The organism is Butyricimonas sp. RTP31003st1_G1_RTP31003_210430 (assembly GCF_040920905.1).
Lineage (GTDB): Bacteria > Bacteroidota > Bacteroidia > Bacteroidales > Marinifilaceae > Butyricimonas > Butyricimonas paravirosa.
This window is the reverse complement of sequence record NZ_JBCOSQ010000047.1, coordinates 21,284-36,897: the sequence shown is the minus strand read 5'-3', so window position 1 is coordinate 36,897 and position 15,614 is coordinate 21,284. Positions and strand designations below refer to the sequence as shown.

Sequence of the window (15,614 nt, the reverse complement as noted above, 5' to 3'; positions counted from 1 at the left end):
TATTTACGTGACCCCGAACAAAACAAAAGCAAAAAACTCCGATATCGGTAACAGCACGACCCTTTGGGTGAGTTCGATATCGATTCTGGTATCTATCGCCGGTTTATTAGTGAACATACTTAAATAATTGAAAATTGAGAATTGAAAATTAGGAGAGATGGTAGACGAACAGATAAATAGTAATAGGAGCTTGGAGAATGAGGAACAAGAGATTGATATTCTCGCTCTTTTATTCAAATACCTTTTTTATTGGCGTTGGTTTGTTGTTAGTATATTGATATGTTGTATCGCTACTTACCTGTTTCTGCGTTATCAAACGCCTGTGTATAATATTTCCAGTTCCGTGTTGATAAAGGAGCAGGATAAACGAAGTGGTTCGGGGAACAATCCGTTAGCGGCTATTCAAGATTTGGGCATGTTTTCCATGACAAATAATTTTGATAACGAGGTGGAGATCTTGAAATCCCGTACTTTGATAAAAAAAGTCGTGAATGATCTGAATTTAAATGTTCGTGTAGTGAAAAAGCGAGCGTTCGGTTATGCGATTCCTCTTTATAAGAACAGTCCGGTGCGGATTTATATGACACCGGAAGAAGCTTCTAAGCTGGAGGAACCAATAAAGTTGGAACTTGCCTTTACGAAAGCAGGGAAATTGTCTGTTAAGGCTGAATATGTGCAAGACGGGGAAGATCAAGAGATGGTGCAGGCATTTGACCAATTGCCGGCGGTGTTGCCGACACCCGTGGGCGTTTTAAGCTTTACGCGAGGTGATACCTCGTGTATGGAAGAAGAGGAAATCGCTTTACGTGCTACTATAAACACGCCGATAGAGACCGCTGAGGAGTATATGAAAGATTTGAGTGTGAGCGCCTCTTCCCAGACCACGACTATTGCAAAGATCAGCGTGAAGAATACGGTAAAGGAACGGGGTGTGGATTTTGTTAACCGTTTGGTGGCGTTCTATAATCAAGATGCGAACGACGAGAAAAATGAGGTAGCCCAGAAAACCGCCGAGTTTATCGAGGAACGCATCGGTATCATTAACCATGAGTTGGGTGCGGCGGAGAGCGAGCTTGCGGATTTCAAGCAACGATCCGGTCTGACGGATTTGACAAATGATGCCCGTTTGGCTTTGCAAGAGAGTTCCAAGTATGAGCAACAACGAGTGGAGAACGCCACGCAAATCCGTTTGGTTCAATATTTATATACCTATATCAACGACCCGGTCAACCGGGAAGAGATAATTCCTGCAAACGTGGGATTGCAAGATCAAAACCTGACCAGGGTGATTGAGCAATACAACACGATGATCGTCGAGCGTAAACGTTTGTTACGTACCTCTTCGGAAACTAACCCGGCGGTGATAAACATGAATACGGGAATCGAGGCGATGAGGCGTAGCGTGGAAACAACGGTGAATAGCGTATTGGAAGGATTGCAAATTGCCCAAAAAGATATAGAGCGTCAGGCTAGCAAATTCGAGAGCCGGATCAGCGACACGCCCAAGCAGGAGAAAGAGTTTATGACGATTTCCCGCCAACAGGAAATCAAGGCAACTCTATATATCATGCTATTGCAGAAGCGGGAAGAGAACGCGATTACGTTGGCATCCACGGCTAATAATGGTCGTATTGTAGAGGAGCCCTTACCCGGTAAGGAGCCGGTAGCCCCGAGGAAACTCGTCTTTTTATTGGCAGCTTTGGTGGTCGGCATGGTTGTTCCGGTGGGAATCATCTTTATCGTGGAATTATTGAAATATAAGATTGAGAACCGGGCTGATGTAGAGCAATTGACGAATGTGCCCATTCTGGGCGAATTACCGTTGAGCATTCGTAAGTCATCAGATAAAGGTGCTATCGTGGTACGCGAGAATAAGAACGATGTGATGGAGGAGACCTTCCGGGGATTGCGAACCAATTTGCTCTTTATGCTACAGAAAGACCAGAAGGTCATACTTTTCTCCTCCACGCAGCCCGGCGAGGGAAAATCTTTTGTGACCGGAAATCTCGCTGTCAGCTTGGCTTTTCTGGGTAAGAAAGTGATAGTGGTTGGTATGGACATCCGCAAGCCCGGCTTGAATAGGATATTCGGCTTATCAAAAAAGAAAGAGGGAATTTCTAATTATTTAATGAATCCGGAAGACAACGATCTTTTTGAGCTTGTGCAGCCTTCCGGTATCAGCCCGAACGTGGATATTCTTTTAGGTGGAACAATTCCCCCGAACCCGACGGAGTTGGTAGCCCGTGATGCTTTAGAGAAGGCGATAGAACAATTGAAAGCCCGTTATGATTACGTGTTATTGGATACGGCTCCGATTGGAATGGTAACGGATACGGCTATAATAAGCCGTGTAGCCGATATGTGCGTTTATGTTTGCCGTGCGGACGTGACCCCGAAAGCCGCTTTTTGCTACATCAATGTTCTTAAGGACGATCATAAATTCGATAAGTTGGCAGTTGTGATCAACGGAATCGACTTAAGCAAGCGCAAGAACACCTATGGCTATGGTTATGGTAAGAAATACGGTTATGGCTATGGTAAGCATTATGGCTATGGTTATGGCTACGGGTATGGTTATGAGTCCCAAAAGAAGTAATAAGAAAATGTTAGAAATTACAAAGAGTCATGAGAAATATACTGTTTAGTCCTCCTGATATAACAGAGATAGAGATCAATGAGGTCGTTGAGGCCTTGAAGTCCGGTTGGATTACTACCGGGTCTAAAACAAAAAAATTAGAACAACTTGTTGCGGAACGTTGTCACACCCAAAAAGCCGTTTGTTTGAACTCAAATACGGCATGTGCAGAGATGACTTTACGCATATTAGGTATAGGAGCTGGTGATGAGGTAATAGTTCCTGCTTACACTTATACAGCTACGGCAAGTGTGGTAGAGCATGTGGGGGCAAGATTGGTCATGATAGATTGTGAGCCCGAGAAGTTCACGATGGATTATGAGAGATTAGAAGCTGCTATAACCGAGAGAACAAAAGCTATAATTCCAGTGGATTTGTTCGGCATCCCCTGTGACTATGATACAATTTTTGATATAGTAGAACGGAAAAAGAATTTATTCCAGCCAAGTGATAACTTGATTCAAAAAACATTGAGTCGAGTTATCGTTATGGCTGATGGGGCTCATTCTTTCGGAGCTTCATATAAAAAACTCCCAATAGGTTCTGTTGCGGATTTTACGAATTTCTCGTTTCATGCTGTGAAAAACTTGACAACAGCGGAAGGTGGTGCGGTTACCTGGAGAGATATTGAAGGGATAGATAATAATGAGTTATATCACCAATACATGTTATTGAGCCTTCACGGTCAGAGTAAAGACGCATTTGCAAAAACGAAGTTAGGTGCGTGGGAATATGATATCATTGGGCCATGGTATAAATGTAATATGACTGATGTTTGTGCCGGCATAGGTTTAGGGCAAATAAGAAGATATGATGGGATTTTGTCCCGTCGAAGAGAAATTATAGACCGTTATAATAAAGGGCTGGCAGGTTTACCAGTTACAATGCTGACACATTATACGCCGGATAGGATGTCTTCCGGGCATTTATACGTTATAAATCTGAATGGTAAAGATACTGAACAACGGAACAAATTTATAGAGAGAATGGCAGAATTAGGAGTTGCTACCAATGTGCACTATAAGCCGTTACCTATGCACACCGGATATCAGAAACTAGGATTCAAGATAGAGGACTATCCGAATGCTTATGAGCAATTTAAAAATGTAGTGACGTTGCCGCTTCATACTTGTTTATCTGATGAAGATGTGGATTATGTTGTTGGGTGTGTGAGGGAGTGTTTATTACAGTTGAGTTAATTTTTTTTGTATGTATGAACGATATATAAAACGAGGAATAGATTTTATTCTTGCGTTGATAGTTTTGCCATTTGTATTATTTATAATAATTATATTGGCTCCTGTCATTTTTATTTCAGATCCGGGTCCGATATTCTACAATGGATCAAGAAGAGGACGGTATGGTACACCTTTCAAGATGTTTAAGTTTCGTTCAATGTATGTTAATTCTCCAGATGTAAGGAATCCTGATGGCTCTACATTTAATGGATATAATGATCCTAGAGTGACGGCTATAGGTCGGTTTATGCGGAAGACTTCTATTGACGAAATACCACAATTGTTGAATGTTTTAATTGGGGATATGAGTTTTGTCGGACCGAGGCCTACTTTAGCGACGAAATCATTTGATGAGGTTGAAGTCGAAAGAAGAAAACGATATGATGTGAAACCGGGTATTACGGGATATGCTCAGGCTTATTTTAGAAATTCTATTTCTCAAGAAGATAAATTTAGATATGATTTATACTACGTAGATCATGTTTCTTTTAAGTTAGACTTGAAGATTATGTTACAGACTGTGTTTTCTGTGATAAGACGGGAAAATATTTATGTTTCAAGAGAAAAAAATAACGATAATCGATAAAATTAAACAAGAGCTATTTATAAGTGAAACGATTGTTAATTATAGGAGCTTCTATTTTGCAATTACCTGCAATACTGAAAGCTAAAGAAATGGGTTTGTATGTTGGGGTTGCTGATTTTAATCCACAAGCGATTGGTATATCTTATGCCGATGAATACTTTAATGTAAGTACAATTGATGAAGAAGGTGTGTATCTAGCAGCAAAAGAATTTAAAGCGGATGGTATTGTCACTCTAGCCACAGATATGCCAATGCGGGCTGTTGCTTATGCCACACATAAACTAGGTCTTGTTGGAATATCATACGATACGGCGATTAAGGCAACTGACAAAGGAGAAATGATAAAAGCTTTTGAACTTGCAGGGGTGGAACATCCATGGTATTATATACTCCGTACACCAGAGGAATTGAGTAAGGTTGTTCAGGAAATTACGTATCCCTGTATCAGCAAGCCTGTAGATAATGCGGGTAGTAGAGGCGTTATTTTAATTGAAAGTTCTAAGGATTTGGAGAATGCGATTCAATATAGTTCTCTAAATGGACGAAATGGAGGAGTGATTGTAGAGGAGTACTTAAAAGGTCGTGAGGTCAGTGTTGAGGTTATGGTTATTAATTGTGATGTCCATATTTTACAAGTTACTGATAAACTGACAACAGGGGGGCCTTATTTTGTCGAGATGGGACACAGTCAGCCTAGTTTATTGGGTAATAAGGATATTTTGGCGATTAAAAACTTGGTAAAGAGAGCTGTGAGATCTATAGGTATTAATAATGGACCGGCTCATGTGGAAATAATGCTAACAGATCGAGGGCCGAAAATGATTGAACTTGGAGCCAGGATGGGAGGAGATTGTATTACAACACATTTAGTGCCATTGTCTACGGGTATTGATATGGTGAAGGCTACGATACAAATAGCATTGGGAGAGAAATCTTCTATTGCTCCAAAATTTGATAAAGGGGCAGCGATACGTTATCTAAAAGAGACTAAAGGTATTATTAAAAATATTTCGGGTGTTGATATAGTAAATAAAATAGATGGTATTAAGCAAGTCGTGTTGACTAAAACAATAGGTGATATTGTTGGTCAAATTAGTAGTAGTGTAGATCGTGTAGGGTATGTAATTGCTCAAGCGAATACAGTTCAAGCTGCTATCGACCTCTGTGAAAATGCCATGAAACAGATTTGTATTACTACAGAGTAATAATAAAAACTTGAATATTGTTATGGAATTGAAAGGGAAACGTCTTTTATATATAGGTGGAAGTGCTTCAATAAATGATATTGCATACTATACTAAGAGTCATGGCATAAAGTTACTTGTAGCAGGGAAATTTATATCACAAGATATACGTTCTTTAACAGATGAACAATATATTATTGATGTTTGTGATAGAGAATGTTTGAGGAAACTACTGGTAGAGCGGGCTGTTGATGGTATATTGGTTATTGGAAATGAGGATATTATAACTAGTGTGATTGATGTGGCTGAGAGCATAGGGCTTGATTTCTATGTGAAACGTGATCAATGGAATGAATTGCAGGATAAAAAGAATTTCAAAAAGAATTGTATAAAGTATGGTATTCCTATTGTGGAGACGTACGAACTGACAAGTGATTTTGATTCAGATCAAATACCTCAGAGTGTTTATCCGGTTATTTTGAAGCCGGCTGATAGTTGTGGGTCAAAAGGAATCTCGATATGTAATTCTGGAGATGAATTGAAACAAGCAATTCAAAAGGCAAAATTGTATTCAAGAACAAATCGATTCTTATGTGAAAAATATATGGATTGTCCAGAGATTACCATTAAATATTTATTTGATCGTGGAAATATATATGTGTGGGAAATAAATGATCGATTTGTTAATAGAGAACAAAAGAATGTAGGTGCCATAGCTGATTGTACGATATATCCATCAAAACACGTGAAATTATATTTTGAAACGATGCATCCGAAGATGATCAAAATGCTTAAAGATTTTAATTTTTATAATGGAACGATGTTTATACAAGCATTTGTTGATGGAGAAGTTATTCGGCCTTATGATCCCGGGATTAGGTTTTCAGGAGGATTATCCTATTTTATCACAAAGCATGTTTTTGATGTGAATCCATTGGAGTTGATGATAAATACGTCACTTGTTGGACGAATGTGTTTAGGAGATGAAAATCTTATTGAACGAATAAGTGTAGATATGAATGGCCGTTTCTTAGCCAATTATTCGATTTTAGCAAAGAGAGGAACTATTGCTGAAATTGAAGGTCTGGACCGTGTTGCAAAAATGCCAGAGGTGTTTAGGATGCTACAGTTACTTCATGTAGGAGATGAGGTTAAAATGATAGGTACTTTGCAACAGGTTTTTGCAAGATTTCATATAGAAACTAAGAGTAGAGAAGAGTTGAATAGGGTGATGAATGAAGTATATAATACAATTCAACTGAAAGGCATAGATGGAGAAAATATGAAACTCTGTCAAAAAATCAGTATCTTATAAGTAGGTTTAGATATGGAGGGATATACTGATGTCTTAGTTGATTTTGTTGTTGCGCTTAAATATGAGGATTTACCGCACGGTGTCATTGAACAGACTAAATTGTTTGTAGCTGATTATTATGCAGCAAGTATAGCAGGATATAGGGTTAATAAGCAGTTTAATAGGGTGGCAATGTCTATTATAAAAGAAGAGGGAGGAGCAGAACAAGCGTCAATATTATTTGAGAAGAAAAAATATCCAGTGGGTAATGCCGCTTTTATGAATGCGGCTTATGCACATGGCGCAGATATGGATGATGGCAATCGAAAATCAGCGGGTCATATAGGGACTCATGTAATATCTTCCGTTTTTGCGTTGGGTGAGAAGCTAGGTGTAACATGGAAGGATATTATTGTTGCCATAAATGTAGGATATGAATTTTTTAATAGAATAGCGGGTGCTGCCCAGCCAGGACTTTATAACAAGGGTTTTCATTCTACAGGGATTGCTGGTGCGATGGCTTGTGGAGCTGCTTGTGCTAAACTAATGAGGTTAGATAGATGCGGGGTCTATAATAGTGTGTCTTTATCAGCGATTCAGTCTAGTGGTTTGATTATTATAGATGAAAGTGGACAAAGTTGTAAGCCGATTAATCCTGCAAATGCGGCAAGGATAGGTATCCTTTCTGCTTTAATGGCAGAAAAGGGATTATTGAGTTCTCGAAATCCATTGGAGAGTAAAAAGGGGTGGTTTCATGCTTTTACAGATCATGTTGATGAAACGATCCTTTTGAGAGGTCTTGGTGTTGATTTTACCATTGGTGAAAGTTATTTGAAGTTATATCCAACATGCCGTCACACACATTGTTGCATTGACGGTGTTCTGAAAATTCGGGAACGGATGAATGATAAGAATACTTTTTTGCCTAATATTATAGAGAAAATTGAAGTGTATATTTATCCAAGTGCGATTAAGTCAGCGGGAATAATAAGGAATCCACGTTCACAGGAAGAGGCGAAATTCTCAATTTATTATGCGATAGCTGTAGCATTCAACAATGGAGATTTCTCCATAGAGGATCTTCAGGTTGAAAAAGCGGATCCTGTAATAAATAATTTGTTAGCGAAAATAGAATTAGTACCAGATCCTTTGATGGAAGATAGAGCGTGTGGGATCAGGGGAGCTCGAATAAAAGTTGTATTGGGTGATGGAGAAATTTTAGAGGAAACGATATTAATACCGAAAGGGGAAGGAATAGGAGCGCTTGATTGGAATGATCTACAAATTAAAATGCACGCATGTTCATATGGAATTGTCTCGGAAGAGATATCTAAGTGGGTGATAAATAGATGTATGAACATTGATGCTAATGAAACTTTCGGATCGGTTATGTCATTTTTCGATAAGGATTTACGATTGTTGGGTTATAAAGATCAACATGATTGTTAACGTGTAAAAGGAAGTAGATATGTCTAAAGTCTCGATTATTATCCCTGTATATAATGCGGAAAAAACACTTTGTAGGTGTCTTGATAGTTTAGTTGCACAGACTTATGAAGATATAGAGATAATTTTAGTAAATGATGGCTCTGTTGATAGTAGCCGGAATATTTGTGAAACATATAAAGATAAATTCTCTCAGATTTCATTAATTAATCAGAAAAATGCTGGACCTGCTACAGCTCGTAATGTTGGAATAGATTGTGCAAGTGGTAAATACATTTCTTTCGTGGATGCGGATGATTATGTTGAATGTAATATGATTGAAGAAATGGTTCGTGCTGCGGAAACTAGTCATGCGGAAATGGTTATCTGTGGGTATAATCAAGAGCATTCAGGCATTATTGTAAAACATGAATATAAATATGATTCTGGATTATATGTAGGGGAAGAAGCAAAGAAAATAGCAATAGATTTGATCAGTGATGTATCTGCTAAAAGAATACCTCCTTATTCATGGGTAAGAATGATATTAAAAGATTCTTTGGAGAATCCTAAAATTCGATATACAGAAGGGATGATACGGAGTGAAGATTACTATTTGTTTGTACAGCTTCATTTCCGTGTAAAGAGATTGTATTTATTGGCAGATAAACCTCTTTATCATTATATGGAAATAGACAATTCTGTAACTCATAGATATGTTCCAAACTATTGGACTTCAGTGAAAGAGATATATTGTGGGTTGTTAGAAAAACTTCCTGAGGAAGAGGAAATTAAAAAACGATTAGGAGTGATGCTTATGCAGCGTTCTTTGGTTGCTTTAAATAATGTATCCAAAAAGAAAAGTAAGGATATGTTAAGAAAAGAGTTGTATGAGATAGTTTTGGATGAAGATTTGAATTTTGTTATTTCTAAGATGAATGATACCTCGTATTTGAAATCTTATGTTTGGTTAATGAGTAATCATGCGTATTTAATTATATATTGGAGGTATTTGTTGAAGTTTTATAGGAATAAAATATTTTCATAATCTTGAATTAAGTGGAAATGATAAAAATAGACAAATTAAGATTTAATACTATATTTCGATTTAGCTTAGCATTCTCTTTAATTTCGATATATATTCTTGCCGTAAAAGATTATTCAGTAGTAATAATTCTTCCTTGCATGGTGTTTCTATTAGGTATGTATTTTTCTATTAAAAATATTTATAATAATATTTTTTTATTTTCATTTTTAATTTGTTTCTTCACTTTCTTATTAGGTGGACAGTTGCTCGATAAATTCATTAATGTGTATGGTTACGATTTTTCAGAAGATATAGAATTACATACTGATTTAGTTTTATTGATTGGGCTGACAGGGTTGATGTTTGGATATTTCTTGGCAGATAAAACAAAAGAAAATAGGCATGTTTTTAGTGCTGTGGATTATAATAGCACTTATTACATGAACGTAAGAACTGTTAGTAAATATTTATTTTTTGTGTCATATGCATTATGGATACTTATCTTGTTAGATAATATTCTCTATGTTGTTCAATATGGATATATTAGTTACTATTTATCATATTCGAGTAGAATACCTGCTCTTATAAGAGTGTTTGGTTATATGGCTCCATCAGCATTCTTTTTGTATCTTGCAACAATGCCTGCCAAAAGAGAAGCTAAAATAGTTATTATTATGTATTCTTTTTACCTCTTATTGTCGCTAGGAACAGGGAGACGAATTTATTTCATGACAGGAATCTTGATCATATTTGCTTATATGATGCTACGAAATGTTGTTAATCCTGAAAGAAAACCTTGGATTAGTAAAAAACAGTTAATTTATATAGGTGCATCAATTCCAATATTGTTAATGTCTATGTATTTATTTGAATATATTAGATCAGAACATGTGGTGGGTACAGCTTCTGCATATTCCCCTTTACTAGGTTTTTTTGTTCGCCAAGGAACCTCTATAAATGTTATTAAATATACAGAATTATTTGAGGCAAGGCTAGATCCTGATGCTTATTATTCATTATATAATACTTTAAAGTGGTTACAAGATAGTTGGATTGATCATCTATTGAATTTAAATTTGAACTTTGAATTTGGACGGCAATCCTTGGAAACTGCAATGTCTGGAACGTATCTTGCTGATTTCGTGTCGTATAATGCTAATCCGACTATCTATTTGACGGGCATGGGATATGGTTCCTGTTATATAGAGGAATTATATGTTGATTTTGGTTATATCGGAGTATTCTTAGGCAATGTTATATATGGTATTCTGTTGTGTGTGTTATTAAAGAATGCGATAAATAGAGGAAATATATGGAGGATTGCGATTGGATTGTTTATGATAGACGCAATATTTAAAGCTCCAAGAGCTACATTCGATGCTTTTTGGGGACAGTTTTTGTATTTTAATTCGTGGGGGCCATTTTTGCTGATCTTTATTTTTGTTAATGTTTACATGACAAAGAATAATAGATATGTGAGATAGCTTGTTATAAACTTTATTTAGTGTAATGGTAGTAGGTTCTAATAGTATTTCCCAAAATAATAAACGTATCGCTAAAAATACATTTTTCTTATATATCCGGACGTTTCTGATAATGTTAGTGTCCCTTTACACCTCACGTGTGGTGTTGAGGGTGCTGGGTGTTGAGGATTTTGGAATATATAACGTGGTTGGAGGTATAGTAGCGATGTTAAATATTATTGTAAATACTTTATCCAGAGCTAGTACTCGTTTTATTACCTTTGCTTTGGGAAAAGGCGATGAGGAAGAATTGAAACAAGTCTTTTCAACCGTGATTTGTGTTCATCTTCTTTTGGCCGGACTTCTTGTTCTTGTAGGGGAAACTGTTGGTTTGTGGTTTGTATGTAATAAATTGGTTATACCGGCAGAAAGAATGACCGCTGCTTTATGGGTGTATCATAGTTCTATTTTAATTGCAGTTATCACTTTTGTAAATATACCGTATAATGCTTTGATAATTGCGCATGAGCGGATGGGTGCTTTTGCTTATATTTCTATAATAGAGGTGTTTTTGAAGTTGTTAGTAGTATGGGCTTTGATTTATACGGCTCAGGATAAATTAATCGCATATGCCGTACTTCTCTTTGTCGTTCAACTTTTAATACGGATAGTATATGGCTATTATTGTTCTACTCATTTCCCGGAGTGCAAGATTAAGTTGGTTTGGAATGTACAATGGGTAAAAAAGATCTTTGCTTACGTGGGATGGACATTAAATGGGAGTTTTGCGATTGTGGGATATACGCAGGGTATTAATATACTCTTAAATCTTTTTTTTGGCCCTGTAGTCAATGCTGCACGAGCTATTGCTATTCAAGTAGAAGCTGCTGTTGTTACTTTTGTGCAGAATTTTCAAACAGCGGTAAGACCTCAGATTGTAAAATCATATGCCGTATCTGATATGTTGTATATGCATAAATTGATTATGATGTCTTCAAAGTATGGTTTTTTTTTGATGCTATTAATCGTTTTGCCACTTACATTGTGCATAAATCCAATATTAAAGATATGGTTAGAAGATGTGCCTGAATATACTGCCGGTTTTGTACGTATAATGTTTGCTGTTGCACTGTTATGGCCTTTACGCGGTGCAATGATTGATGCAATTCATGCGACGGGAGATATAAAGAGGTTTCAAATATATGAAGGGACTTTTCTTTTATTGACTGTTCCTATTGCTTATCTGGCATTGAAATTTTATCATATTTCTCCAGAAATGGTCATGTGTATCTACCTTTTTGTTGAACTTTTAACGCAGGGCATACGAATTTGGATTGTCTTGAGTAAGATATCTATTTCCTATCGTTGTTATTTTAGAGAAGTCTTATATCCGATTGGTATATCTTCTTTGTTTGCTTTTATTCCACTCTTTTTGATTCGTATGACAGAAAACGAGGAATTTTCTAAAGTTGTGCTTTATATGGCTGCGTCTTTTTTTTATGCGTTGATGTGCATATTGATTTTTGGAATGAAACGGACGGAGCGGATTTGGGCGTTTAATTATATTAAAAAATTAGTATAGATATTTATAAGGAAAGTGACTTTCTGGTGACGAAGTGTATCAGTTGGTTAATACTGATGGAACGAAAGTTCGGAAGGTTATGAAAATCATAAAAGAAAATATAAAATGAAGTTAGTACTTGGAACAATGACATTCGGAGAGTCCGTATTTGCTCCGAATGTGGGTGAGTTTGTAGAGATGTTTCTGGATGCGGGATATGAGGAGCTTGATACGGCATACGTCTACAACGAGGGGAGCTGTGAAAAGCTGTTGGGAGAGGTTTTGCCTAAACTCCGCAGCTCGTATAAAATTTCAACAAAAGTGAATCCTCGGATTACCGGTAAGTTGGACGGAGAAGCTGCCTATATTCAATTGAACGAGTCGTTGAAAAGATTAGGGGTTCCTGCAGTAGATACTTTCTATCTTCATTTTCCCGATCCTGCAACACCGGTGGCAAACGTTTTGGAGGCCTGTAATAATCTCTATCGAGGAGGAAAATTCAGAGAGTTGGGGCTTTCCAATTTTCCCGCATGGATGGTTGCAGATGTATGGCGGATATGCGATAAAAACGGCTGGGTATTGCCGACCGTGTTCGAGGGCATTTACAACCCTTTGACCAGAAAAGCGGAAACTGAGTTGAACGCATGCCTGCATCATTTTGGAATACGTTTCTATGCCTATAATCCGATGGCGGGTGGATTGCTCACGGGACGTTATGGAAGATATGAAGACACTCCGACAGATGGGCGCTTCACTCATCGTCCTAATTATCAGAAGCGTTACTGGAAAAAGAACTATTTTGACGCTGTAGAAATTATCAAATCATCCTGTGAGAAAGAGGGTATTACTATTATTGAAGCAACTTATCGCTGGCTTGCTTATCATTCTATGTTGAGTGCAGAACGCGGAGATGCGATTATTATTGGTGCATCCAAGTTGAATCATTTGAAACAGAATATGGAAACGGTGAAAGCGGGTTCCTTGCCGGATTCTATTGTAGATGCCTTTGAAAAAGCGTGGCAGACCAGTAAGGCGGACAGTCCCGAATACTTCACTTTGTATAAAGGTAAAGGCTCTGTAGGAGGAGAGAAAAAATAATGTTGAATCAAGAAAGAGTGTTTGAAGAATTAGCAAAGCATGGTGTTACTTTCTTCACGGGTGTGCCGGATTCTTATTTGAACGGTTTTTGCAACTATGCCCTAAATAATTGTGGAAGCAGGAATATTATTGCTGCCAATGAAGGGAATGCGGTTGGTATTGCCTCCGGGCATTATTTCGCAAGTAAAGAGATTTCGCTTGTCTATATGCAGAACAGTGGACTGGGGAATACGGTGAATCCTCTGGCAAGTCTTGTGGATAAGGATGTGTATGCTGTTCCCATGCTTTTGCTCGTCGGCTGGCGTGGGCAGGGAAACACTGAGCCGAATCATCCGCAGCATAAATTACAGGGGGAGATTACGCCTGAACTGCTGGAAATCATGCATATCCCTTACACCATCCTTGAGGATGATGATGATAAGTTTGCTAAGGCTGTGGAGAAAGCGGTCAAATATTGTAAGGAAACTCGACAGCCTTACGGTTTGATTGCACCGAAGGGTGTCATGGCGGCGAGCGATAAGCCGAATAACGTGGACAATACTTATCCGATGAGCAGGGAAGAGGCAATGGAAATTATTTTGAACAACATGCCGGGAGATGCCATCTATTCTGCAACGACAGGAAGAGCAACCAGAGAACTGTTTTTCTTGCGAGAAAAGAGATGCGAAACAAAAGAGCATGATTTTCTGAATGTCGGTTCTATGGGGCACGTGAGTTCTGTTGCGCTTGGGATTGCATTGGAGAAACCCGGACGGAAAGTTGTTGCTTTGGATGGTGATAGCGCCTGCATGATGCATATGGGTGCGATGACAATGGTCTGCAAACTTGATGTTCCAAACTTTATGCATATTGTATTGAATAATGGAGCGCATGAATCTGTGGGAGGACAACCATCTGCCGGTCATAAGGTTGACTTTACAAAAATAGCGGAAGCGTGTGGTTATGCAACAGTCGGACATTCTGTAACAACGGAAGTGGAATTGGTGGAGGCTTTGGCTGTTTTACGTGATTGTGGTAAAGCATCTTTCATAGACTGTCGAATTCATAAGGGGTTGAGTAGGAAATTGCCTCCGATTGTATTTGACCACCGAGAAGTGATTGATGATCTGATAGATGCTCTGAGTAAATAAAGAATTACAGTGAGAAATAAAATAAAGTCCCGTTCTAATCGGGAGAAAGAAATGTGATTATGAACAGTATGGAAAAAACAAGAGAATTTTTGAAGTTAATCGGGCTTCCTGGGGGAGATGCGTATGATTTACCGACTTCTGAAAAACGGTTCGTTGATGGCGGACAATACCGCTTTGAAGTCCCCGGGATTCAAGGCCCGAAGGTAATGCAGGCTCTTCTGGAGGCTATGGATGGGTACGGTCTGTATCTGCACCGTGTAACACAGACACAGGGTATTATGCGTTTAACTGATGAGGAAATCTGTAAGATGGTGGAGCTTGCTCACAAATGGCAGACCGATCTGATTCTTGCCATCGGTCCTCGGGCAACCACGGATACATCAGCATCGGTGCATACGGAGGAAGGTGTGCGTATGGGGTATCGTCTGCGTGGTCAGGAGCAGATTGTCCGTGCCATAGAGGAAGTGAAACGCGCAGCCCGTCTAGGATGCCGTGGTTTCTTGGTTTATGATGAAGGATGCTTGTGGGTATTGAACGAAATGCGCAAAGTGGGAGAGATTCCCGCAGACTGTCACTTTAAGGTATCTGCCCATACGGGACACGGAAATCCCTGTTCCGCAAAACTGTTGGAGAGTATCGGCGCAGACTCTATAAATCCTGTTCGCGACATCCAACTCCAAATGTTGGCTGCTATGCGCCAGACGGTGGACTGCCCAATCGACATTCATACTGAAAATCCGAAGTCTACAGGTGGTTTTATCCGTCATTACGAAGTGCCGGAAATGATCCGTATTGCCGCACCGATTTACCTTAAGACCGGAGGTTCCGTGGCTGCGACTCATAGTTGGAACAGTACCGAGGATGATGCGCGTAAGCGTGCAAAACAGTGTAGTCTAGTGAAGCGCATGATTGATGAGTATTATCCGGAAGCAGTTTGGTCTCCGAGAGGTAGTCTGCTTTAAGATTGAGTTCT

Annotated in this window: 12 protein-coding genes and 1 pseudogene; all 13 read left to right on the top strand. The window is 38.5% G+C overall.

Going from position 1 to position 15,614, the window contains the following annotated elements:
- A pseudogene (locus AB5542_RS14440) lies at positions 1–127 on the top strand (polysaccharide export protein); the annotation flags it as partial.
- Positions 128–157: 30 nt separating this feature from the next.
- A complete protein-coding gene (locus AB5542_RS14435) occupies positions 158–2,596 on the top strand; it encodes a GumC family protein (protein ID WP_279037922.1) in 2,439 nt (812 codons plus the stop codon).
- Between the two features lie 29 nt (positions 2,597–2,625).
- On the top strand, positions 2,626–3,834 hold the full coding sequence (locus AB5542_RS14430; protein ID WP_270543811.1) for a DegT/DnrJ/EryC1/StrS family aminotransferase: 1,209 nt from the start codon (positions 2,626–2,628) through the stop codon (positions 3,832–3,834).
- Between the two features lie 10 nt (positions 3,835–3,844).
- Complete coding sequence (locus tag AB5542_RS14425; protein ID WP_270543810.1) at positions 3,845–4,459, top strand: sugar transferase; 615 nt, start codon at positions 3,845–3,847, stop codon at positions 4,457–4,459.
- Positions 4,460–4,482: 23 nt separating this feature from the next.
- Entirely contained in the window at positions 4,483–5,664 is a 1,182-nt protein-coding gene (locus tag AB5542_RS14420; protein ID WP_279037926.1) for an ATP-grasp domain-containing protein, read from the top strand.
- A gap of 22 nt (positions 5,665–5,686) precedes the next feature.
- A complete protein-coding gene (locus AB5542_RS14415; RefSeq protein ID WP_279037928.1) occupies positions 5,687–6,958 on the top strand; it encodes an ATP-grasp domain-containing protein in 1,272 nt (423 codons plus the stop codon).
- Positions 6,959–6,970: 12 nt separating this feature from the next.
- Positions 6,971–8,386: an MmgE/PrpD family protein gene (locus AB5542_RS14410; RefSeq protein WP_270543806.1), complete on the top strand. Its 1,416-nt coding sequence runs from the start codon at positions 6,971–6,973 to the stop codon at positions 8,384–8,386.
- A gap of 19 nt (positions 8,387–8,405) precedes the next feature.
- Positions 8,406–9,410, top strand: coding sequence for a glycosyltransferase family 2 protein (locus AB5542_RS14405; protein WP_279037931.1), 1,005 nt, complete (start codon positions 8,406–8,408; stop codon positions 9,408–9,410).
- Positions 9,411–9,427: 17 nt separating this feature from the next.
- Positions 9,428–10,873, top strand: a complete 1,446-nt coding sequence (locus AB5542_RS14400; protein WP_279037934.1) for an O-antigen polysaccharide polymerase Wzy family protein — start codon at positions 9,428–9,430, stop codon at positions 10,871–10,873.
- 25 nt (positions 10,874–10,898) lie between these two features.
- Entirely contained in the window at positions 10,899–12,434 is a 1,536-nt protein-coding gene (locus AB5542_RS14395; protein ID WP_279037937.1) for an oligosaccharide flippase family protein, read from the top strand.
- Between the two features lie 105 nt (positions 12,435–12,539).
- A complete protein-coding gene (locus tag AB5542_RS14390; protein ID WP_270543802.1) occupies positions 12,540–13,511 on the top strand; it encodes an aldo/keto reductase family protein in 972 nt (323 codons plus the stop codon).
- Positions 13,511–14,641, top strand: coding sequence for a phosphonopyruvate decarboxylase (aepY, locus tag AB5542_RS14385; RefSeq protein WP_279037940.1), 1,131 nt, complete (start codon positions 13,511–13,513; stop codon positions 14,639–14,641). The genes AB5542_RS14390 and aepY overlap by 1 nt, the downstream gene beginning before the upstream one ends.
- Before the next feature lie 59 nt (positions 14,642–14,700).
- On the top strand, positions 14,701–15,603 hold the full coding sequence (locus AB5542_RS14380; RefSeq protein WP_279037943.1) for a peptidase: 903 nt from the start codon (positions 14,701–14,703) through the stop codon (positions 15,601–15,603).
- Positions 15,604–15,614: the final 11 nt, after the last annotated feature.

Bases quoted from the DNA above. Each gene is read 5' to 3' on its own strand.
- AB5542_RS14435 (WP_279037922.1), top strand. From the start codon at position 158: ATGGTAGACGAACAGATAAATAGTAATAGGAGCTTGGAGAATGAGGAA.
- AB5542_RS14430 (WP_270543811.1), top strand. From the start codon at position 2,626: ATGAGAAATATACTGTTTAGTCCTCCTGATATAACAGAGATAGAGATC.
- AB5542_RS14425 (WP_270543810.1), top strand. From the start codon at position 3,845: ATGTATGAACGATATATAAAACGAGGAATAGATTTTATTCTTGCGTTG.
- AB5542_RS14415 (WP_279037928.1), top strand. From the start codon at position 5,687: ATGGAATTGAAAGGGAAACGTCTTTTATATATAGGTGGAAGTGCTTCA.
- AB5542_RS14410 (WP_270543806.1), top strand. From the start codon at position 6,971: ATGGAGGGATATACTGATGTCTTAGTTGATTTTGTTGTTGCGCTTAAA.
- AB5542_RS14405 (WP_279037931.1), top strand. From the start codon at position 8,406: ATGTCTAAAGTCTCGATTATTATCCCTGTATATAATGCGGAAAAAACA.
- AB5542_RS14400 (WP_279037934.1), top strand. From the start codon at position 9,428: ATGATAAAAATAGACAAATTAAGATTTAATACTATATTTCGATTTAGC.
- AB5542_RS14395 (WP_279037937.1), top strand. From the start codon at position 10,899: ATGGTAGTAGGTTCTAATAGTATTTCCCAAAATAATAAACGTATCGCT.
- AB5542_RS14390 (WP_270543802.1), top strand. From the start codon at position 12,540: ATGAAGTTAGTACTTGGAACAATGACATTCGGAGAGTCCGTATTTGCT.
- aepY (WP_279037940.1), top strand. From the start codon at position 13,511: ATGTTGAATCAAGAAAGAGTGTTTGAAGAATTAGCAAAGCATGGTGTT.
- AB5542_RS14380 (WP_279037943.1), top strand. From the start codon at position 14,701: ATGAACAGTATGGAAAAAACAAGAGAATTTTTGAAGTTAATCGGGCTT.